Origin of the sequence: Methylophaga sp. UBA2012 (assembly GCF_002335235.1) — a bacterium.
GTDB classification, from domain to species: domain Bacteria; phylum Pseudomonadota; class Gammaproteobacteria; order Nitrosococcales; family Methylophagaceae; genus Methylophaga; species Methylophaga thalassica.
This window is the reverse complement of record NZ_DDCG01000019.1, coordinates 162,133-182,735: the sequence shown is the minus strand read 5'-3', so window position 1 is coordinate 182,735 and position 20,603 is coordinate 162,133. Positions and strand designations below refer to the sequence as shown.

Genomic DNA, 20,603 nt, shown 5'->3' with positions numbered 1-20,603 from the left:
TTAACCCCAGATCCACAGCATGATTTCATCAATCAGGCGACGCCACCAACTACCTTGCTCAACATCATTTAATGCAACTAATGGTTGTTTTGCTACCACTTCATCACCAAGACGAATATCGACTTCACCTAATACTGTACCGGCTTTAACAGGCGCAATAACCGGTTGCTGAATATTTGTCGTCGCTTGAAGCTGATCATACTGACCACGAGGTACGGTGACCGATAATGGCTTAGCCAGGCCCAGTGATAATTGATCCGTCGCGCCTTTCCATACTTTGGTATCGATAATGCCGGTGTTGGCTTTGTATAACTGATGTGTTTCAAAGAAACGGAAACCGTAGTTCAGTAATTTTTGTGTTTCCTGTGCACGCGCGTTTTCGCTTCGAGTGCCAAGTACCACAGAAATTAAACGCATATCACCACGCTTTGCAGAGGCAGCGAGACAAAAACCGGCTTCTTCTGTATGACCTGTTTTTAAGCCATCCACACTATTATCACGCCATAACAGTTTGTTACGGTTATGCTGAGTAATGCCATTGTAGGTATATTCTTTTTCTGAATACCATTCGTAATGTTCGGGGAAATCACGAATCAAAGCGGCTGATAAAATCGCAATATCATGAGCTGTTGTGTAGTGATCAGGGTCAGGTAAGCCGGTGGCATTCATATAGTTGGTGTTGTACATGCCGAGCTGCTGAGCATACTGATTCATCATCTGAGCAAAGGTTTCTTCACTACCGGCAATATGTTCAGCTAAAGCGACAGCCGCATCATTACCTGACTGCACAATCATACCGCGCATTAAAGATTCCAGACTGACCTTAGTATTAACCTCCATAAAGCTGCGTGAACCTTGCATACGCCAGGCTTTTTCGCTAATCAAGACTTCATCATCCAGATGAATATTGCCTGCATGTAGTTCATGAGACACGACATAAGAAGTCATCAGTTTGGTGATACTTGCCGGTGGTAATTTTTCATCGGCGTTTTCTTCAGCAAGAATTCGACCGCTATCGTAATCCATCAAAATATAGGATTTTGCCGCGACACTCGGCGCAGACGGCTGAGGTGTGATTGCACCTGCAAAAACCTGGGTAAATGCAAATAAAAAGGACAGAAATAAAACAACTTTCGTGGTTTTCAGCATATTGAACTCTCTGAATCTAAATGTTTAATCGATAACGATGTGCGAATTGGGAAAGCCAAGACCAGCGACTTTCGTTGCAAGGCTATCACCTTGTTCAACGCTGCTTAATGGCCCTATACGCACACGATATAGGGTTCCCTGCGAACTTTTAAAAGGCGTGATCGTAATCACACCTGTAATTTCATGCTGTAATTTCCGTTTAACTTGCTCAGCACGGCTAAGGCTACTGAAGGCCCCCACTTGCAGGAACATTTCTGCTGAGCTTATTGACTTTACCGAAGCAGTCACCTCAGATGCTGGCTCCTTTACTACTGGAGTCACCGTATTGGCTTTGCCCGGTGTTGTCAGTGCACGGATTTCCACAAGTCCAGTACCTTTCGCAATGATACCTAGTTTGGTCGCCGCACTATATGATAAATCAATCAGACGGTTTTCGTGAAATGGACCGCGATCGTTGACCTTCACAATCGCTTTTTTACCATTTTCCAGATTAGTCACTTCGACATAAGTTGGCAGCGGCAAAGTCTTGTGCGCAGCTGTCATTTTGTACATATCGTAAATTTCACCACTCGATGTTCTGCGTCCATGGAATTTGGTGCCATACCATGAAGCAATACCTTTCTCATGGTACCCCTCTGCACTACTTAGGGTGTAATAATTTTTACCTAATACTTTGTACTGACGTGGATTGCCATATTTACTTAAGGGTTCATTTTTAGGAACGGCATCAGGCACATTACTGAGATCCGGAACACGAGTCGGTGCACTATCCTGATCCTGTTTGACAACACCAACACCCCCACCGCAAGAAGTTAAAAAGCCGATCAGCAATAATATCGCTGACCGGTGTACCACTAACCTCATTTTGTATTATCCATTTTTTCTCGAATAGCTTGTGCTAATTGATACACAGCCATGGCATACATTCGGCTGTGATTGTAGCGGGTAATCGCATAAAAATTTTGACGTCCTAACCAATACTCTTCACCGTCTTGTTGAGTTAAACCAACGACGGATAAAACATCTTGACCAGCTGGCAATTGTGACAGTGAGAAGCCTGCTTCCTGCAGTTGTTGTCGTGTGAACGCTGGCTTAAGATCATTCGCTAACATCGCTTGTGGAAGCGGTTTACTGGCTTGAGTACGATGTACAATAGACTGACCGGGCACCCAACCATGTAACTTCAAATAATTGGCAATACTGCCGATGGCATCTGTTGGGTTCGTCCAGATATCACGATGGCCATCACCATCAAAATCAACAGCATAGGCAAGGTAACTGCTTGGCATGAACTGTCCAAGCCCCATGGCACCGGCGTATGAACCTACTGGTTCAAGCTCTGATATTTTCTCTTCATGCGTCAAAACTAAAAACTTTTCCAGCTCACTACGGAAGAAAGGACTGCGCGGTGGGTAGCGAAAAGCTAAGGTCGATAAGGCATCAATCACTCTGTATCCGCCCATATGCTGACCATAACGAGTTTCAACGCCTAATATCGCGATGATGATTTCAGCAGGCACACCATATTGTTTTTCAGCCGCTTCTAAAGCTTCTTTATGTTGTTGCCAGAATTCAAAACCGCCATTAATACGCGAGTCAGTGAGAAAAATATTCCGGTACTCATACCAGGGTTTACTTTTTTCAGCCGGTCTGGAAATGGCTTTAAGAATGGCATCCTTCACTTCGACCTGATCAAAGACATTTTCTAACTCAGCACGATCAAAACCGTGTTTGGCGACCATTTCATCGATAAATTGACCGACGTCAGGCAATTGGTCATTGGCTTGCAGATTAAGACTGGCAAGCAGCAGCAAAGAACTGAATAGCTTTTTTTTCACGGTGACATCATCCTTCGGTGAGTATGAATAGACATCAGGATACCGAAGCCTGCCAGCAGGGTCACCATAGATGTTCCCCCATAACTGATCAAGGGCAACGGCACCCCTACAACGGGTAACAATCCTGTTACCATCCCAACATTAACGAACACATAGACAAGGAAAGTAATAGAAATACTTCCTGCCAGTAATCTGGCAAAGCTGCTTTGCGCCTGACTGGCAATATACAGTCCTCTGCTGGCAACCAATAAATAAATGAATAATAAAATGGCAACGCCTACCAGGCCGAACTCTTCTGAGATGACCGCAAAGATGAAGTCGGTGGATCGTTCAGGCAAAAATTCCAGATGCGATTGTGTTCCCTGCAACCAGCCCTGACCAAATAAACCACCAGAACCAATAGCAATTTTAGACTGAATAATATGGTAGCCGGCGCCCAGAGGATCATTTTCTGGATTAAGGAAAGTCATTACACGCCGCCGTTGATAGTCATGCATGAAATACCATAAAACCGGCGCAGCTGATGCACATGCCACTAAAAAACTAATGATAATCTTCCAGCTGATTCCTGCTAAAAACAACACAATCAGACCCGAACTGGCTATCAGAATAGCTGTACCCAAATCTGGTTGCTTAGCAATTAAAAACGACGGTAAACCGATAAGTATCAAGCCAGATAAAATACGCCAGGCTGATGGCGGCAAAGGACGTTCAGCGATATAAGCGGCGATAAGAATAGGAACGGCCAATTTGATAATTTCAGATGGTTGAAACCGGAAAAATCCCAGATTTAACCAACGTTGCGCACCTTTGCCTTCATGACCGAACAATAAAACCGCAATCAATAAAATCAAACCAAAGCCATATAGCCAATAAGCATTATCGCGCAGCCGATCCGGATCAATCTGTGCAATCACTATCATCACTGTTAACGCCATACCTATCCTGACTAGCTGACGCATAATGATGCCAAAATCCTGACCACCGGCACTAAACAACATCATCAAACCAGCACCTATCAGCACCAGCAGCCCAAGAGACAACAAGGGATCGATATGAAAGCGTCTCAGCATCGAAGACAATTGCCACTGATGCGATTTTCTTCTGTCTGTTAGCAGGCTACTCATCGACATTAAGTCCAAAATATTGTTGAATTAATTTTCTGGCAATCGGTGCGGCCACTTTACTCCCACTACCACCATTTTCGACTACAACAGCGACCGCAAACTCGGGTTTATCTGCAGGCGCGAATGCAATAAATAAGGCGTGGTCATGAAGCTTTCGCTCCAAGGTTTCAGCATCGTATTCTTCATCTTGGGCAATACCAAACACTTGAGCGGTACCCGTTTTACCGGCCACTTGAAACGGCATATCTTTTCCTACCGATCTGGCTGTGCCCCGCGCCCCATGAATCACTTCGACCATCGCCTGCACCACATTTTCCCAGTTCTGGCTGTTTTGCATAGGCAAATTGTTCATGATCTCGCTATTTCTGAGATTCATATCGGTTTGTCCCGCAGGACGGGTTGCTCTGACTACCTGTGGCTGCATCGAAATCCCACGCATAGCGAGTGTCGCCGTGGCATGAGCCAGTTGTACAGGGGTGGTTTGGTTAAAGCCTTGTCCAATACCCGAAATCAAGGTTTCCCCAGGGAACCAAGCTTGATTTCGGCTGGCTCGTTTCCACTCACTGGAAGGTGACAAGCCTTCACTTTCATTAGGTAAATCAATACCACTCCGATGTCCAAAGCCAAAATAGTCTAAAAAGTTATGTAAGCGATCAATGCCTAATGTATGCGCCAGATCATAGAAATAAACATCACAGGACTGAGCAACAGCGTCCTTCATATCCACCATGCCATGGCCATAACTCTTCCAACAGCGATAGCGATGGCTACTGCCAGGCAAGCTATACCAGCCGGGACAATAGGTTTTTGAATGCTCATCCACAACGCCAAGTTCCAAGCCAGCAAGCGCAACAAATGGTTTCAGTGTTGAACCAGGGGGATAATGCCCACGAAGTGCCCTGTCAAATAAAGGACGGTCAGGCGAATCTCTCAATTCGCCATATTCCTTGCTACTGATACCTGAAACAAACGAATTTGGATTGTAGTCAGGCTTGCTGACCAAGGCTAAAACCCCACCATTTCGCGGATCAATAGCGACAATGGAGCCGTTGTAATCCCCCAGAGAATCAGCAGCCACTCGCTGCAAATTAATATCCAGATTCAGAAATAAATCATCACCCGATTGCGAAGGTACCGACATTAATTCTCGAACAATACGGCCCTGCACATTCGTTTCAACTTGACGATAACCAACGCTGCCATGCAAGGTATCTTCGTATTGTTTCTCAATACCTGTCTTACCTATTTGAGAAGTGCCTTTGTAATCTTTCTGATCAATGAGTTCCATATCACGTTCATTGATACGGCCCACATAACCAACAGCATGGGCAAACAGATTATTTTGCGGATAGTGACGAATCAACCGGCCTTCGATGTCCACACCGGGAAATCGATAGCGGTTAGCAGAAAATCTAGCGACTTCCTCTTCTGTCAATCGCTGCCGAATAACCACGTGATGAAAACGGCGTTGACGTTTCATCCGGTCTTTAAAAGCATCAATATCCTCGTCAGATAAAGCTAAAAGCTGACTTAACTCTTTCAGTGTCTGGTCAATATCTGGGACTTTTTCCGGCACCATTTCCAGGCTGAACGTTGGAATATTCTCGGCAAGCAGTACACCGTTACGATCATAAATCAGTCCGCGCTGTGGTGGCAGCGGTTCGATATCAACACGATTGCGGTTTGATAAAGAATCAAAGTGTTCATATTCAAACACTTGCAGATAAACCAAACGAAAGATAACGATACCAAAAATAATGACCGAGAGTAGGCCGGAAAATAATAAACGTCCGTTTACCAGGCGACTTTCACGAAAATGATCTTTAAGGGTGAACTTTGATGCCATATCAAGTTCACGTCACCTGAAATGTGCGACGAATTTTACGTAACACCGCATACATTAATGGCCACAGAAGTGTACTGGTTAACACTGGCATCCAGCTTTCCCAACGTAATGTTGCCCGCGCTACCGCCACATCAATAAATTCAACCAAAAATACAACAGATAGAATGGTCAAAGCCTGTTGCCATAGCGGATATTGACGTAATTGAAGATGGAAACGGGCTATTAAATAGATGGCCAATGCATAACTAAAAGCCATCACGCCTAATATGCCGCCCATCGTCACATCCATTATGAATCCAGTACACCAGGCAACACCGATACTGACACGATGAGGTAAAGCCATTGCCCAGTAAATTAATGTCATAACGACCCATTCCGGACGAAAAAAACGCGCATAATCAGGTAATGGCACAAGCATCATTAAAATGGCAATAATGAGTGTAACAACGATCACAAAGCCGTTACGCGTTTTAATTGTCGTCGCCATGCTCTATCTCCGCTTTTGACGACTCAACATCAGCTTGTTTAGCTGGTAAACGCTCTGTTTGAATTTTTTCACCTGGCAGCACCAACATTACCTCACGACTGGTAGACAGCTTCGCCGCAGGTTCAACTTTAATATCCGCAAACGGTTTACCTTGGGGAAATTCGACTGACACTACTTTACCCACTGGATAACCGACCGGAAAGCGTCCACCCAGGCCAGATGTCACTAATAAATCACCTTCACGGACATCCGCATTGTGAGGCAAAAAGTCCATCTGCAGATATTCACCTAATCCACGTCCTGTTACGACAGCTCGTAAACCATTACGGTTAATCTGTACAGGAATGCTGTGGCTAGGATCAGTTAACAGCACTACTCGGCTCGACACTTCTGATGTTTCCGTCACCTGTCCCATCACGCCCGTGGCATCTAATACCGGTTGACCAACATAGACACCATAATTCCTACCCTTATCAATCACCACTTGTTGAGAAAAGGGATCAAGGTCAATCGTCAACAATTCAGCAACCTGAACTCTTTCTTGTAGACGAAATGAAGAGCCTAATAACTCTTTCAATCGCATATTTTCTCGTTCTAAGGACTGTAGTTTCTGTAAGCGAATACTCTGCAACATATTATTCGCTTCCATCACGGTAATTTTTTCACGCAGTTGCTTACGATCCTGAAAAAAGTCATTAACCCAATCCGTTAAATCTGTGGGTAAGGATGCAGCCGCCTGCATTGGATAAACAGCCGTCGACAAAGCCGAACGTACTGGCTTGAAATAATCCAGACGCGTGTCGAGAAAAAACACCAGAATTGATGCGATAACAGCCAGCATCATCCGGGTATTTAAAGAAGGTGTATGGGCGAATAAAGGTTTAATAACTCAAAGTCCAAAAACTAAAAGACCTTCGCAAATGGATAACACTTGCAAAGGTCTTACTACTCAATCTAGTCACAATTACTCAAAGGTAAATACGTCGGTACCTTTTTCATCAATCATCTCAAGTGCACGACCACCACCACGAGCGACACAAGTAAGTGGATCTTCTGCAATTATCGCTGGCAAACCAGTTTCTTCAATAAGCAGTCTATCTAAGTCGCGTAATAATGCACCACCACCGGTTAACACGATACCACGCTCAGCGACATCAGCACCTAATTCTGGTGGCGTTTGTTCAAGCGCTGTCTTAACTGCTGCGACAATACCAGAAAGCGGATCTTGTAAGGCTTCCAGAATTTCATTGCTATTCAATGTGAAGCTGCGTGGAACACCTTCGGCCAAATTCCGACCACGTACTTCCATTTCACGAACTTCATTACCTGGATAGGCTGAACCAATTTCTTTTTTGATTTTTTCTGCGGTGGATTCACCAATGAGCGTGCCGTAATTACGACGAACGTAATTAACAATGGCCTCATCAAATAAATCACCACCGATGCGTACTGAAGCAGAATAGACGATACCGTTTAATGAGATAACCGCGACTTCTGTAGTACCACCACCGATGTCTAATACCATCGAACCACTGGCTTCATCTACCGGCATGCCCGCACCAATCGCCGCGGCCATCGGTTCTTCAATCAAAAATACATCTCGTGCCCCAGCACCTGCGGCAGATTCACGAATTGCGCGACGCTCAACCTGAGTTGAACCACAAGGTACACAAACTAAAACGCGCGGACTTGGTTTTAAGAAGCGTCCTTCATGCACTTTACGAATAAAATGCTGCAACATTTTTTCCGTTACGGTGAAATCAGCGATAACACCATCTTTTAATGGCCTGATGGCAGTGATATTGCCCGGCGTTCGTCCCAGCATGCGCTTGGCTTCGACACCGACCGCAGCTATAGAACGGGGGCCACCTGGCCCTTTATCCTGACGAATAGCAACAACTGAAGGTTCGTCTAGTACGATACCTTTGCCGCGCACATAAATCAGCGTATTCGCTGTTCCAAGATCGATCGACAGATCGTTGGAGAAAATTCCACGTAAACGTTCAAACATTGAAGAAACCACACCTGAAAGGGGTAAAATAGATACTTTAGCAATGCTCTGGGCTGTTGGGCAAGCAACTAATCATTTAAACTTACTGCTTTGTTGAAGCAATTAACCTTTGGAACTGTCGATGAGTTTAGATAAACACGATGTAGAAAAAATCGCGCACCTCGCACGCCTGTCGATACAGGAAGACGACATCCCTCATTATGCACGGGATTTAAATAATATTCTCAATTTAGTTGACCAGTTGAGCGCAGCTGACACAAACGACATACTTCCTATGGCCCATCCTCTTGATGCACATCAACGTTTACGGCCTGATGCTGTTACCGAAGTCAATCAGCGTGAAGCATTTCAGGCGATTGCTCCTAAAACTGAAGCCGGTGTCTATCTGGTTCCTAAAGTCATCGAATAAAGCAACACAGGCAAACACATGCATAACAAATCACTTTCAGAATTATCGGCAGCCCTGCACAACAGTGAAATAAGCAGTGTTGAACTTACTCAGCATTACCTGAACCGTATCAATCAACACAACGGTACCTTAAATGCTTTCATCACGGTCACCGAAGAACGCGCATTAGAACAAGCAAAAGCGGCAGATAAATTACTGGCAGAAAAAAAAGCCGGCGCGCTAACCGGGATTCCTCTCGCTCATAAAGATATTTTCTGCACAAAAGGTATCCGCACCAGCTGTGGTTCCAAAATGCTGGATAAATTTATCGCACCTTATGATGCCACCGTCGTTGAAAAGATTGATCAGGCAGGTATGGTTACCCTGGGTAAAACCAATATGGACGAATTTGCCATGGGCTCGTCTAATGAAACAAGTTGGTACGGCCCGGTAAAAAACCCATGGGATACTGACCGTGTGCCGGGTGGTTCATCAGGCGGCTCAGCAGCAGCCATGGCAGCGCGTTTAGCGCCTATTGCCACAGGTACTGATACCGGTGGTTCCATCCGTCAGCCGTCTTCTTTATGTAATCTTACTGGTCTGAAACCCACCTATGGTCGTATTTCTCGCTACGGCATGATTGCCTTTGCTTCCAGTTTGGATCAAGCAGGGCCGATGGCAAACAGTGCCGAAGATGCGGCTTGGTTAATGAACGTTATGTCAGGCTTTGATGAGAAAGATTCGACCAGTGTCGATCGTGATGTACCTGATTATACGGCCAGTTTGAATGATTCACTGGAAGGCCTGACCATTGGCCTGCCTAAGGAATATTTTGGCGAAGGTCTTGATCCTCGTGTTGCGGCTACAGTGGAAGCGGCCATTAAAACGTATGAAAAAATGGGCGCCACATTAAAAGAAATTACCTTACCGAATACAGGTTTAGCTGTGCCTACATACTACGTGGTTGCCCCTGCAGAGTGTTCATCAAATCTGTCCAGAATGGATGGTGTTCGTTTCGGTCACCGTGCTGAAGATCCAAAAGACTTAATGGATCTCTACACCCGTTCACGTGGCGATGGTTTTGGTGAAGAAGTCAAACGTCGCATTATGATTGGTACTTATGCCCTATCAGCGGGTTACTATGATGCTTATTACCTAAAAGCTCAGCAATGTCGTCGTCTTATCAGTAATGATTTCCAGGAAGCATTTAAAGAAGTCGATGTGATTATGGGACCGACAGCCACCAACCCCGCTTTCCGTTTTGGTGAAAAAACCGATGATCCGGTTGCCATGTATCTGGAAGATATTTATACCATCAATACCAATCTGGCTGGCTTACCCGGTATGTCTATTCCAGCTGGTTTTGTTGATAATTTACCCGTCGGTTTACAAATTATTGGTAACTATTTTGATGAGGCGAGATTATTAAATATCGGTCATCGTTACCAACAAGAAACAGATTGGCATCAACGTATACCGGATGCATTTAAATAAGAAATTAAAGGGGCTCATCGCCCCTTTTTTTCTACGCCTAAGCCATGTCTATTTCTGTTATTCTTGCTTGAATAATCAATCTGGGTATGAGGAAACCGCTCAATGAAGGCAGCAGAGCTATTTGTCAAAGCACTTGAGAATGAAGGTGTTGAATATATTTTTGGCATTCCGGGAGAAGAAAACCTGGACGTGATGGATGCCTTGCTGGATTCACATATCCAATTTATTACAACTCGTCATGAGCAAGGAGCTGCTTTTATGGCGGATGTTTATGGTCGGCTTACCGGGCATGCTGGCGTCTGTATTGCTACCTTGGGTCCGGGAGCTACCAATCTGATCACTGGGGTTGCGGATGCAAATATGGATCACGCACCGTTAATTGCTATTGCTGGTCAGGCATCCACTCACCGCCTGCACAAAGAATCTCATCAAGTGCTAGATCTGGAAGCGATGTTTCGGCCGATTACTAAATATGCCTCGCGTATTGTCAGCCCAGAAGTTATTCCAGAAGTGGTTCGAAAAGCATTTAAAGTCGCCCAGACAGAAAAAACCGGAGCCTGCTTTATTGAGTTTCCGGAAAATATTGCTGAGATGGAGATTGACGATGTTCCATTACGAGTCAAAAATGCCTCCGCTCCGGAACCTGCTGCAGAAGAAATTGAACGTGCGGCAGAAGTGATTTCTAATGCAAAAAGCCCGATCATTCTCGCTGGTAATGGTGTGATCCGTGCCGATGCCTGTAATGAACTGGCCGAATTTTCAGAGAAATTGGGCATTCCTATTGCCAATACCTTTATGGCGAAAGGGGTTGTTCCTTTTCGTCATCCAATGGCTTTAGGTAGTGTTGGCCTGCAATCTAATGATTATGCTAATTGTGGTTTTGCTAATGCCGATGTCATTATTTGTATTGGTTACGATATTGTGGAATATCACCCTTATCTATGGCATCCATCACGTGACAGAACCATCATTCATATCGACACTACACATGCAGAAGTCGATGCACACTACAGTATCAGTCTGGCGGTTGTTGGCAATATTCGTCACAGTCTAAATCGAGTGGCTGCACTAACGACACCACATCAGGGCAAGGCTATGCGCACCCTGCGTGACAGCCTGATCGCGGAGATGAATATTCACCGTGACGATATTGAGTTTCCGGTTAAACCACAAAAAATTATCTGGGATCTACGTACCGCTATGGATTTGCAAGATATTGTGATCTGTGATGTCGGCGCCCACAAAATGTGGATGTCTCGGATGTTCCGCTGTGAATATCCCAACACCTGCATCATCTCCAATGGATTTGCCAGCATGGGTATTGCCGTACCGGGGGCGATTGCTGCTAAGTTAGCCAATCCACAACGCAAAGTTGTGGCTGTCACTGGTGACGCTGGCTTTTTGATGAATTCACAAGAAATCGAAACAGCGATGCGACTGAATATCGCCATTGTTATTCTGGTATGGAACGATGCCAGTTATGGCCTGATTGAGTGGAAACAACAAAATCAATTTGGCCGGACCAGTCATGTACAATTCACCAACCCCGATTTTGTTCAATACGCGCAATCTTTTGGTGCGTTTGGTGTCAGAGTTGAGAAGACAGAGCAATTAATGCCCATTCTAAAAGAAGCCTTAGACAGAAATACCGTGACGGTTATTGATTGCCCGGTTGATTATCGAGAGAACCTCAAACTAACAGAAGCATTAGGCCAACTAACCTTAACGATTTAATTTCACATGACACAGTTTATAAAACCCGCCATTGGCGTCATCGTTCTTGCGATAGTCGCAGTACTTATTTTTAATGTCGTCCAGACAAAACAAGGACTACCTGAACAAACCTTTACGGATCTGGATGGAAAGACACATTCATTTGAGGATTTTAAAGGGAAACCATTATTAGTTATTTTCTGGGCGACGGATTGTCCTGCCTGTGTCCAGGAGCTACCCGAACTCAAAGCGGTTTATAAAGAATACGTGCCTAGAGGCTTAGGTGTTGTCAGTATTGCGTTAGCACACGATAAACCTGAACATTTACTGGCAATGCGGCTTGAAAAACAGATCCCCTATCTGATTAGCTGGGATAAAACGGGTGAACTGGCAGATGCGTTTAATAATGTGCGGGTTACCCCTACTCACTTTTTATACTCCGCTGATGGTGATGTTGTTATGCGCAAAATCGGTAGTGTGTCAAAAGAAATGCTCAGCGAGAAACTCAGCAGTATGGGGCTATAGCAAATTCTAATACATTTACACTACACTTCTATAGTCTTATATGGTATAAAGTACGGCTTTGTAAATGCAGGCAGGGACCAAAATCGGCGCCCTGTGGTAAAAGTGTATCAGGAGCAGGTTTTAAAATGGCCAGAGTATGTCAGGTAACGGGCAAGCGCCCTATGAGCGGTAACAATGTTTCACACGCTCATAACAAAACAAAACGTCGTTTCTTACCCAACCTTCACTCACACCGTTTTTGGGTTGAGTCTGAAAATCGCTGGGTTAAGCTGCGTGTCAGCAACCATGGTCTGCGCATCATCGATAAGAGAGGGATTGATTCCGTTCTTACTGACATCCGCGCCCGTGGCGAAAAAATTTAGGAGTAAGACATGCGCGATAAAATTAAATTAGTCTCATCTGCGGGTACTGGTCACTACTACACCACAGACAAAAACAAACGTACTATGCCTGAAAAACTAGAGATCAAAAAGTTTGATCCTGTTGTGCGTAAACACGTTATGTATAAAGAAGCTAAAATTAAATAATGTTGCCCACAATATTATTTTAGAAAAACCCGCTTTCGCGGGTTTTTTTATGTCTGAAATCACACTATTATGCTCATTTCTTTATTATTAAGTTCTGATACATGAGTGACGACGCTGATTTATCTTCTATCATTATCGCTAGGCAGCCTATATTTGATCGTCACTATAATACTTATGCTTATGAACTATTATTTCGTAATAACCAAACATCACAATCAGCTGATCTAGATTATTACTCTGGCGATATCGCCACCACACGTGTTATCAATTACAGCTTTCTTGAACTGGGTATAGAGCGCGTTATCGGCAATCACCTGGCTTTCGTCAACTTGACCCGGAATTTTATACTAAGTGATGACCCAATACCTTTTGGTGGCGAGCGCGTTGTCCTTGAAGTGTTGGAGGATATTGAGGTTGACGAAGAACTGATCAATGCGGTTAAAAAACTAGCATTGAGTGGTTATCACATCGCACTTGATGATTTTATTTTCCATGAATCATTACGGCCACTTATTGAGTTATCCTCCATCATCAAAGTCGATATACTTTCTTTATCAGAGTCTGAATTAAGACATCATGTCGAGCGGCTTCGAGAGTTTCCAGTCAAGCTACTGGCAGAAAAAGTTGAAACCAAGGCTGAATTTGAACTGTGCATGGAATTGGGTTTTGACTATTTTCAGGGTTATTTTTTCTGTCGGCCTGAAATCATTAAAGATAATCCCATCCCTAATAATAAGATTAAACTGCTCGAGTTATTAGGTAAACTACAAGATCCAGATATTGAATTTAAAACGATAGAAGCAATCATTCGTCAGGATCCTGGTCTCAGTTTAAAGCTGTTACGTTTACTCAACTCAGCTGCGATAGGGTTTCCAAGACAGATAAACTCACTGCATGAAGGCCTCGTTATTTTAGGTTTAAAGGCAATAAAAACCTGGACGACTTTGATTGTAATGAGTGAAATGAGTTCTGGACCGGCAGAACTAATTCATATGACATTGGTCAGAGCAAAAATGGCAGAAAAGATAGCAGCTCAATTTAGCTGCTCACCGGATAGTGGCTTTTTATTAGGCTTGTTTTCAACCATTGACACCATATTGTCAAAACCGATGGACGAAATTATTAAATCAATCCCACTCAGTAATGAATCGAGCCTTGCACTGATTAGTCGTGGAGGTATAAAAGGTCAACTATTAAACTGTGTTACCGATTACTGTGAAGGATATTGGAATAAGGTAGCCGATAGTAACGGACCATCACTGGAAGTGATGAGCAATGCCTATATTGAAGCCTGTCACTGGTCCACAATTACTCTCGATACGATTTAGTGTAAATGACTGATTCCATACTCTTACTTGAAGCGAAAGAACTATCGCGTTTTTTTGGCGATACTGCAGCTGTTAACAATGTCAGTTTTAGTATAAAACAAGGTGAGGTACTTGGTTTCTTGGGACCAAACGGCGCCGGAAAAAGTACTACCATGCGTATGCTGACCGGCAACCTTGCTCCTGATAATGGACAGATAATTATCAACGGCATTGATTTACTGGATAATCCTAAACAGGCTAAAGCCTGCATCGGATATTTACCAGAAACCCCACCTTTATATAAAGAGCATACCGTCACTGAATTCCTACAGTTCTGTGCCCGCCTGAATGGCATCGCAAAAAAGCAGCAAAAAACAGCCGTGAATACCGTGATTGAACGTTGTGGCCTGGCTGACGCCAGTAAGCGCTTGATTGCGAATCTATCAAAAGGGTTTCAACAACGTGTTGGCATTGCTCAAGCGATTATTCACTCACCAGCCGTAGTGATACTGGACGAACCGACATCGGGGCTGGATCCTATACAAATTCGCGAAATACGTCAGCTTATCCGGGATATTGCCAATGAACACAGCGTTATCCTGTCTACCCATATTCTGCCTGAGGTGCAGATGTTATGCGACCGGGTGCAGATCATTTCAAAAGGCCAGTTATTGTTTAATGACAGTCTGCAAAAGCTCACTGAGCAAATGCAATCTACCGCTATTGTCGTTGGTTTTTCGCAAAGTATTGGACAACAGTCTCTGACTTCACTTCCTGGTGTGATCGATGTAGAAAAAATGGATAGTCATCACTACAGACTGGCGTATCTTCCTGAGCAAAACCCAACACAAGCCCTATTAAAAAGTGCTGTTGAAAATAACTGGCCATTAACGTCATTAATACCAGAGCAGCATTCTTTAGAAGATGTCTTTATGAAAATTATTCGTGAAGAAGATGCCCATGCTTAACATTGCTCGTAATGAATTACATCGCTTGTTTTTATCACCTCTGGCCTGGGTGATGTTAGCGTTGAGTCAGTTATTGCTGGCTTACCTGTTTTTAACGCATATGGATTATTTCAACAGTATCCAGAGTCGAATTTCTGCTATTCCAGGTGCCCCCGGTGTGACAGAACTTATTGCTATGCCTCTGTTGAGTAATGCCGCAATTATTGCATTGCTTATCAGCCCTTTATTAACGATGCGTACCCTTGCAGAAGAAAGACGAAACGAGACCTTGCCTTTGCTGTCATCAGCGCCACTCAGCATGTTCGATATCGTGCTTGGAAAATTCTTTGGGACCTTAGCCTTTTTCCTATTAATGACATTACTCACGGTATTCATGATTTGTTCATTAGCTGTTGGCACCGCACTGGATTTTTATCAGTTAAGTGCCGGTGTACTTGGGCTTATTTTATTAGTTGCCAGCTTTACTGCCGTTGGTATTTATATGTCCAGTCTGACCAGACAGCCAACCATCGCGGCCATCAGTACGTTTGCCATTCTCTTTTTATTCTGGATTATCGATTGGGCAAGCCACTCCACCACCGAATTCTCACTGTTTAGTTGGTTATCTCTGCTAAAGCACTTTGAACCGATGATGCAGGGACAAATCAATACACAAGATATCAGCTACTTTTTAATCATTATTGCGGCTTTTCTATTATTGACTGTACGTCGACTGGATAGAGAGCGTTTAGACTAATGAAAATCACCAAACGCGTACAACACTTTATTCGATTTCAACAAATCGTTTTTTATGCCTTATTAATTGCTGCTGTCGTCTTATTGAGTCAGCTGTCTATTTCAACTAATAAACAGTTTGACTGGACTCAGAATCATCGGCATACCTTATCTGACACCAGTTTAACTATTCTCCATAATTTAAAAGACAGCATCACTATCCAGGTCTTTGTTAGCCCTGACTATGAGTACCGTTCAGCTATCGTTGATTTGCTTCAACGTTATCAACAACACAGCGATAAACTGAAGATTCAGTTTGTTGATCCCAGCTTCTCACCGGATATCGTCAGACAATTTAATATTCAACAGCAAGGCGAAATGGTCATCAGCCGTGGTGAACAAAATCAGCATGTATTTGATCTCTCGGAACAATCACTGACCAATGCCATTGTCACTGTCTCCAGACAATCGCAACCCTGGTTAGTATTTATCGAAGGTCATGGTGAGAGAAGCCCTTATGACAAAAGTGATTTTGGCCTCGACACACTGGCGAAAAACTTGGAAAGTCAGGGTATAAAACTGCGGTCACAGAATCTTCTGGAAGCGCCCGAACTACCAGATAATACAGCGGCCTTAGTCATTGCCAGCCCAGAAAAAGACTGGCTACCAGGTGAAATCAAAATCGTTCGTGACTATTTAGATAAAGGCGGTAACCTCTTATGGTTAGCCGACCCGACTCAGACGAAATCATTAGCGCCTTTAGCTGAGCAGTTAGGCATTGAATTCGTGCCGGGCACGGTTCTCGATCCCAACTCCAGCATGCTGGGAATTCAAGATCCAAGATTTGTTCTGATTACTGATTATGCGAACCATCCTGTCGGGCAGGCAGTGAAAAGTGTGACCTTATTGGCAGAAGCGACAGCCATGCAAAAACGTGATGAAAACACAGAAAGTCCGTGGCACTACATTAATTTGCTCAACAGTCAGCCTAACGCCTGGGTAGAATCAACACCCATTACACAAGCCAATCTTAGCCAGCAAAAATATAACGAGGGTGCTGATGTATCAGGTCCAGTTTCACTCGGCATGCTAATTGACCGTGATACAGACAAGGATGATAGCCAGCAACAGCGCGTCGCTGTTATTGGTGATGCCGACTTTGTCGCCAATAGTTATATCGGTAACGCTGCCAATCTGGACTTAGGTATGGCGCTGATTAATTGGTTAGTTGAAGATGATGGTCTCATTTCTATTCCAATAAAAACCAGTATCGGCACGCAGCTTACCTTATCAAAAACACAATCTATTATTATTGGTTTTGGCTTTTTATTTGCTGTGCCATTACTCCTCCTCACTATCGGGCTGACCTTGTGGTGGCGGAGAAAACGTCGATGAAAAGCAGCTATTTTACAAACTTCATTTTATTGTTATTAGTTGTCGGGTTGTTCTGGTTTTCGCAACATAACACTAACAAGCAAGCTGACAACTCAGTTCAGTTATTAACCTCTTTAAATCCAGAAGATATCAACACGATTGATATCCAACAACCTCAAAAAGACGATATAAAACTAATACGCAATAATCAGTCCTGGCAACTGATGTCGCCTTACCCTGCCCCGGTGAGTCAAACTCGTATTAATCTTATTCTGAGCTTGTTAAAAACGCCGGTGCATGGCGAGTTTCAGCCAATGGACACTTCATCACTTGCCCAGTTTGGTCTGAATACACCCGCCGTCATTGTCAGCATGAATAATGAGAGTTTTGCTTTTGGTGATGTGGAATCAATCAGCAAACGACGTTATGTTCTATATCAGCATATGATTTATCTGATTGAGGATGATGTCACCCCTTTATTAACAGCAAGTGCTGATAGTTTTATTGATAACAGACTGATTACTGAAAATAATACGATTGAAAAACTCAGCCTTCCCCACTCACTGAGTAACTCAGATATAGTTCAGATTGATAATGTCGATGGGCAATGGCATAGCGATGATAAAAAACTCACGGCTGACCAATTAAAAATACTGATAGATGGCTGGCAGTTTGCCTACGCCACTCAGGTAAGAAAACTCGCGCCAGAGGCTTTAACTGCGTTGCCTAGTCCTCAAATACGCGTATGGCTCAAGGATCAGCAACAGCCTGTTTCTCTTATCCTGCAAACCACAGATAATAATCTTACTCTGATTAATCCAGACTCAGGTTTGGAATATATTTTCCCTATGGCAATGAGCACGCAATTGTTGCCGGACACACCGACTCAAACAAATTAATCGACTATGCCTGAACTACCTGAAGTAGAAACCACTCGGCGTGGTATTCAGCCCTTTATTGAAAACCAGTCCATTACCAAAATGGTGGTGCGTCATCGCGGATTACGCTGGCCGATTCCTGAAGGGCTGGAATCCATCGTAAAAGATCAAACTGTGCACACAATTGAGCGCCGAGCAAAATATTTACTCTTACACTGTGACACCGGCACCTTGATAATCCATCTAGGTATGTCCGGACGTTTACGTGTGCTCGATAATGATGACAACATCAATAAACATGATCATGTCGATATCTTTTTTCACAACGGTTACGTGTTGAGGTTTACCGACCCACGCCGCTTCGGTGCCGTTTTATGGACAGAGAAATCATATGAATACCATCCACTCATTGCCCATTTAGGGCCAGAGCCTTTGTCAGATGCCTTTGATCTTAACTATCTTCATCAGCGTGCCAAAAGTCGGACCAGCCCTATAAAAACATTTATCATGAATGGTGAAGTGGTGGTTGGCGTCGGCAATATCTATGCTAATGAAGCCCTCTTTATGGCGGGCATTCACCCGAGTACTGCTGCCGGTAAGATCAGCAAAAAACAACTTGCTGAATTAGTCGATGCCATCAAAAAAGTATTGGAAAAAGCCTTGCTCGCAGGAGGAACAACCTTACGTGATTTCAGAAAAAGTGATGGCAATCCGGGATATTTCGCACAAGAACTCCATGTCTATGGACGGGAAGGGCAAGCCTGCTTACGCTGCCACACCCCGATAAACAGTATCAGACAAGCGCAAAGAGCTACTTATTTCTGCCCCCAATGTCAGCCTCACTGATTATTTTTGCTCGGAAAAATACTGCGCCAGCAAACGAATCTCTTCCTCAGTATAGCCAGAAGCATGCTGTGTCATCACAGTCGCCTCTCGCTGCCCATGCTTGAAAGCCAGCATTTGCTGAACAAAATAATTTTTGTTTAAGCCAGCGAGGCTAGGTGTTCCTCCCTGACTATGACCATTGGTACCATGACAAACAGCACATGCAGATGCCAATAACGCGACATTACGGGGTTCAGCCTGTGCAGTATGAATTGAAATCAACATGATCCCAGCTACCATAAAATGAGAAAAACGCATTTTTGTCTCCATAATCCAACGCCAGTTATAAGCCTACGTTATAATGTCGCTTTAATCATCAGCTAAGTTTCCATGTCAGAAAAAATTCAATTAGAAGATATCATTCCGGATGAATTGATGGGTATGCGCATCGATCAGGCGCTCGCCAAAATGTTTCCCGAATATTCACGCGGACAACTGACAAAGTGGCTTAAAGCCGGTGATGTGCTGGTCAATGGGCAGTTACTTAAACCTAAGGAAAGTATTCAGGGTGGTGAGAAAGTCACTATCGGTACAGAACTGCAAGTCCAGGATGAAAGCTGGCTGGCTGAAACAATTGCTTTAGATATCATCTACGAAGATGACGATGTCATCATTATCAATAAACCAGCCGGTATGGTCGTACACCCCGGCGCTGGAAATCACCAAGGCACGCTGGTCAATGCGTTATTAGCCCATGCGCCACAACTGGCCAATATTCCTCGTGCCGGCATCGTGCATCGAATCGATAAAGCCACAACCGGCTTATTGATGATCGCCAAAACCTTAACTGCGCATAACTCACTGGTTTCCCAGCTTCAGGCTCGTAGCGTTAAACGTGAATATCTGGCTGTCGCCTGTGGTGTTTTCACCGCCGGAGGAACTGTTGATGAAGCAATTGGTCGTCATAGTATTGATCGCAAAAGAATGGCAGTCAGCGCAACAGGGAAACCTTCAGTGACCCACTATCGTGTTGAACAACGTTATCGTGCGCATACCTTGATTAAGTGCAAGCTTGAAACCGGTCGCACCCATCAGATCCGCGTACACATGGCTCATATCCGACACCCTCTTTTAGGAGATCCGGTTTACGGGGGCCGATTTAAACAGGCAAAAGGCATGACCGAGTCTTGCCGAGAAGTCATTCAGAATTTCCGCAGACAAGCGTTACATGCCGGTTTACTTGGCTTTATCCATCCAACGACTGGCGAAGAAGTGTCATGGCAAATCGATTTACCTGATGATATGCAACAGTTGGTGGATGCTCTGGCAGCTGATGCAGAAATGATTGACTGACTTTAACCTATGACATTGCATTGAATTCTCTGTCGTGGACAATACTTCACGGTCATGAGTCAATTCATACATCAGTTGG

At 44.1% G+C, this 20,603-nt stretch carries 22 protein-coding genes; 13 read left to right on the top strand and 9 right to left on the bottom strand.

The window, feature by feature from the left end:
- The 8 genes from B2248_RS14015 to B2248_RS13980 all read right to left on the bottom strand — a co-directional run bounded on the left by B2248_RS14015 (position 1) and on the right by B2248_RS13980 (position 8,458).
- Positions 1 to 1,149 (bottom strand): D-alanyl-D-alanine carboxypeptidase family protein, encoded by a 1,149-nt coding sequence (locus tag B2248_RS14015; protein WP_007146514.1) that lies wholly within the window; start codon positions 1,147 to 1,149, stop codon positions 1 to 3.
- A gap of 24 nt (positions 1,150 to 1,173) precedes the next feature.
- A complete protein-coding gene (locus B2248_RS14010) occupies positions 1,174 to 2,013 on the bottom strand; it encodes a septal ring lytic transglycosylase RlpA family protein (RefSeq protein WP_007146515.1) in 840 nt (279 codons plus the stop codon).
- Positions 2,010 to 2,987 (bottom strand): lytic murein transglycosylase B, encoded by a 978-nt coding sequence (gene mltB / locus B2248_RS14005; RefSeq protein WP_273180071.1) that lies wholly within the window; start codon positions 2,985 to 2,987, stop codon positions 2,010 to 2,012. The genes B2248_RS14010 and mltB overlap by 4 nt, the downstream gene beginning before the upstream one ends.
- A complete protein-coding gene (gene rodA / locus B2248_RS14000; RefSeq protein WP_273180069.1) occupies positions 2,984 to 4,114 on the bottom strand; it encodes a rod shape-determining protein RodA in 1,131 nt (376 codons plus the stop codon). Before rodA ends, mltB begins: the two co-directional genes overlap by 4 nt.
- Positions 4,107 to 5,960, bottom strand: coding sequence for a penicillin-binding protein 2 (gene mrdA / locus B2248_RS13995; protein ID WP_273180066.1), 1,854 nt, complete (start codon positions 5,958 to 5,960; stop codon positions 4,107 to 4,109). Before mrdA ends, rodA begins: the two co-directional genes overlap by 8 nt.
- Before the next feature lie 7 nt (positions 5,961 to 5,967).
- Positions 5,968 to 6,447 (bottom strand): rod shape-determining protein MreD, encoded by a 480-nt coding sequence (mreD, locus tag B2248_RS13990; RefSeq protein WP_273180063.1) that lies wholly within the window; start codon positions 6,445 to 6,447, stop codon positions 5,968 to 5,970.
- Positions 6,431 to 7,333, bottom strand: coding sequence for a rod shape-determining protein MreC (gene mreC / locus B2248_RS13985; RefSeq protein WP_273180223.1), 903 nt, complete (start codon positions 7,331 to 7,333; stop codon positions 6,431 to 6,433). Before mreC ends, mreD begins: the two co-directional genes overlap by 17 nt.
- 78 nt (positions 7,334 to 7,411) lie before the next feature.
- Positions 7,412 to 8,458 (bottom strand): rod shape-determining protein, encoded by a 1,047-nt coding sequence (locus B2248_RS13980; protein ID WP_091715336.1) that lies wholly within the window; start codon positions 8,456 to 8,458, stop codon positions 7,412 to 7,414.
- A gap of 121 nt (positions 8,459 to 8,579) precedes the next feature.
- Between B2248_RS13980 and gatC the strand changes: the two genes are divergently transcribed.
- The 12 genes from gatC to mutM all read left to right on the top strand — a co-directional run bounded on the left by gatC (position 8,580) and on the right by mutM (position 19,192).
- Positions 8,580 to 8,867, top strand: a complete 288-nt coding sequence (gatC, locus tag B2248_RS13975; protein ID WP_273180059.1) for an Asp-tRNA(Asn)/Glu-tRNA(Gln) amidotransferase subunit GatC — start codon at positions 8,580 to 8,582, stop codon at positions 8,865 to 8,867.
- A gap of 18 nt (positions 8,868 to 8,885) precedes the next feature.
- A complete protein-coding gene (gatA, locus tag B2248_RS13970) occupies positions 8,886 to 10,340 on the top strand; it encodes an Asp-tRNA(Asn)/Glu-tRNA(Gln) amidotransferase subunit GatA (RefSeq protein ID WP_273180057.1) in 1,455 nt (484 codons plus the stop codon).
- Between the two features lie 102 nt (positions 10,341 to 10,442).
- On the top strand, positions 10,443 to 12,074 hold the full coding sequence (locus B2248_RS13965; protein WP_273180054.1) for an acetolactate synthase large subunit: 1,632 nt from the start codon (positions 10,443 to 10,445) through the stop codon (positions 12,072 to 12,074).
- A gap of 6 nt (positions 12,075 to 12,080) precedes the next feature.
- Positions 12,081 to 12,578 (top strand): TlpA family protein disulfide reductase, encoded by a 498-nt coding sequence (locus B2248_RS13960; protein ID WP_273180051.1) that lies wholly within the window; start codon positions 12,081 to 12,083, stop codon positions 12,576 to 12,578.
- Positions 12,579 to 12,703: 125 nt separating this feature from the next.
- Entirely contained in the window at positions 12,704 to 12,940 is a 237-nt protein-coding gene (gene rpmB, locus B2248_RS13955) for a 50S ribosomal protein L28 (protein WP_007146527.1), read from the top strand.
- Between the two features lie 9 nt (positions 12,941 to 12,949).
- Positions 12,950 to 13,105 carry a 50S ribosomal protein L33 gene (gene rpmG, locus B2248_RS13950; protein ID WP_007146528.1) on the top strand — a complete coding sequence of 52 codons (156 nt, stop codon included), beginning with the start codon at positions 12,950 to 12,952 and terminating at the stop codon, positions 13,103 to 13,105.
- A gap of 101 nt (positions 13,106 to 13,206) precedes the next feature.
- Positions 13,207 to 14,433, top strand: coding sequence for an EAL and HDOD domain-containing protein (locus tag B2248_RS13945; RefSeq protein WP_273180048.1), 1,227 nt, complete (start codon positions 13,207 to 13,209; stop codon positions 14,431 to 14,433).
- Between the two features lie 5 nt (positions 14,434 to 14,438).
- On the top strand, positions 14,439 to 15,380 hold the full coding sequence (locus tag B2248_RS13940) for an ABC transporter ATP-binding protein (RefSeq protein WP_273180046.1): 942 nt from the start codon (positions 14,439 to 14,441) through the stop codon (positions 15,378 to 15,380).
- A complete protein-coding gene (locus B2248_RS13935; RefSeq protein WP_273180044.1) occupies positions 15,373 to 16,116 on the top strand; it encodes an ABC transporter permease subunit in 744 nt (247 codons plus the stop codon). Before B2248_RS13940 ends, B2248_RS13935 begins: the two co-directional genes overlap by 8 nt.
- Complete coding sequence (locus B2248_RS13930; protein ID WP_273180042.1) at positions 16,116 to 17,489, top strand: GldG family protein; 1,374 nt, start codon at positions 16,116 to 16,118, stop codon at positions 17,487 to 17,489. The genes B2248_RS13935 and B2248_RS13930 overlap by 1 nt, the downstream gene beginning before the upstream one ends.
- Positions 17,486 to 18,367 (top strand): DUF4340 domain-containing protein, encoded by an 882-nt coding sequence (locus B2248_RS13925; RefSeq protein ID WP_273180039.1) that lies wholly within the window; start codon positions 17,486 to 17,488, stop codon positions 18,365 to 18,367. Before B2248_RS13930 ends, B2248_RS13925 begins: the two co-directional genes overlap by 4 nt.
- 6 nt (positions 18,368 to 18,373) lie before the next feature.
- Positions 18,374 to 19,192: a bifunctional DNA-formamidopyrimidine glycosylase/DNA-(apurinic or apyrimidinic site) lyase gene (gene mutM, locus B2248_RS13920; protein ID WP_273180037.1), complete on the top strand. Its 819-nt coding sequence runs from the start codon at positions 18,374 to 18,376 to the stop codon at positions 19,190 to 19,192.
- On the opposite strand, the gene B2248_RS13915 is transcribed toward mutM, so the two are convergent.
- Positions 19,193 to 19,489 (bottom strand): c-type cytochrome, encoded by a 297-nt coding sequence (locus B2248_RS13915; protein WP_273180035.1) that lies wholly within the window; start codon positions 19,487 to 19,489, stop codon positions 19,193 to 19,195.
- A 72-nt stretch (positions 19,490 to 19,561) separates the two neighbouring features.
- Between B2248_RS13915 and rluD the strand changes: the two genes are divergently transcribed.
- Positions 19,562 to 20,524 carry a 23S rRNA pseudouridine(1911/1915/1917) synthase RluD gene (gene rluD, locus B2248_RS13910; protein ID WP_273180033.1) on the top strand — a complete coding sequence of 321 codons (963 nt, stop codon included), beginning with the start codon at positions 19,562 to 19,564 and terminating at the stop codon, positions 20,522 to 20,524.
- Positions 20,525 to 20,603: the final 79 nt, after the last annotated feature.

Coding starts and splice junctions, on each gene's coding strand:
- mrdA (WP_273180066.1), bottom strand. CDS start 5,960: ATGGCATCAAAGTTCACCCTTAAAGATCATTTTCGTGAAAGTCGCCTG.
- rodA (WP_273180069.1), bottom strand. CDS start 4,114: ATGAGTAGCCTGCTAACAGACAGAAGAAAATCGCATCAGTGGCAATTG.
- B2248_RS13925 (WP_273180039.1), top strand. CDS start 17,486: ATGAAAAGCAGCTATTTTACAAACTTCATTTTATTGTTATTAGTTGTC.
- B2248_RS14015 (WP_007146514.1), bottom strand. CDS start 1,149: ATGCTGAAAACCACGAAAGTTGTTTTATTTCTGTCCTTTTTATTTGCA.
- rpmB (WP_007146527.1), top strand. CDS start 12,704: ATGGCCAGAGTATGTCAGGTAACGGGCAAGCGCCCTATGAGCGGTAAC.
- B2248_RS13915 (WP_273180035.1), bottom strand. CDS start 19,489: ATGCGTTTTTCTCATTTTATGGTAGCTGGGATCATGTTGATTTCAATT.
- gatA (WP_273180057.1), top strand. CDS start 8,886: ATGCATAACAAATCACTTTCAGAATTATCGGCAGCCCTGCACAACAGT.
- B2248_RS14010 (WP_007146515.1), bottom strand. CDS start 2,013: ATGAGGTTAGTGGTACACCGGTCAGCGATATTATTGCTGATCGGCTTT.
- B2248_RS13940 (WP_273180046.1), top strand. CDS start 14,439: ATGACTGATTCCATACTCTTACTTGAAGCGAAAGAACTATCGCGTTTT.
- B2248_RS13960 (WP_273180051.1), top strand. CDS start 12,081: ATGACACAGTTTATAAAACCCGCCATTGGCGTCATCGTTCTTGCGATA.
- mreD (WP_273180063.1), bottom strand. CDS start 6,447: ATGGCGACGACAATTAAAACGCGTAACGGCTTTGTGATCGTTGTTACA.
- B2248_RS13965 (WP_273180054.1), top strand. CDS start 10,443: ATGAAGGCAGCAGAGCTATTTGTCAAAGCACTTGAGAATGAAGGTGTT.
- mutM (WP_273180037.1), top strand. CDS start 18,374: ATGCCTGAACTACCTGAAGTAGAAACCACTCGGCGTGGTATTCAGCCC.
- B2248_RS13945 (WP_273180048.1), top strand. CDS start 13,207: ATGAGTGACGACGCTGATTTATCTTCTATCATTATCGCTAGGCAGCCT.
- B2248_RS13930 (WP_273180042.1), top strand. CDS start 16,116: ATGAAAATCACCAAACGCGTACAACACTTTATTCGATTTCAACAAATC.
- rpmG (WP_007146528.1), top strand. CDS start 12,950: ATGCGCGATAAAATTAAATTAGTCTCATCTGCGGGTACTGGTCACTAC.
- B2248_RS13980 (WP_091715336.1), bottom strand. CDS start 8,458: ATGTTTGAACGTTTACGTGGAATTTTCTCCAACGATCTGTCGATCGAT.
- gatC (WP_273180059.1), top strand. CDS start 8,580: ATGAGTTTAGATAAACACGATGTAGAAAAAATCGCGCACCTCGCACGC.
- B2248_RS13935 (WP_273180044.1), top strand. CDS start 15,373: ATGCTTAACATTGCTCGTAATGAATTACATCGCTTGTTTTTATCACCT.
- rluD (WP_273180033.1), top strand. CDS start 19,562: ATGTCAGAAAAAATTCAATTAGAAGATATCATTCCGGATGAATTGATG.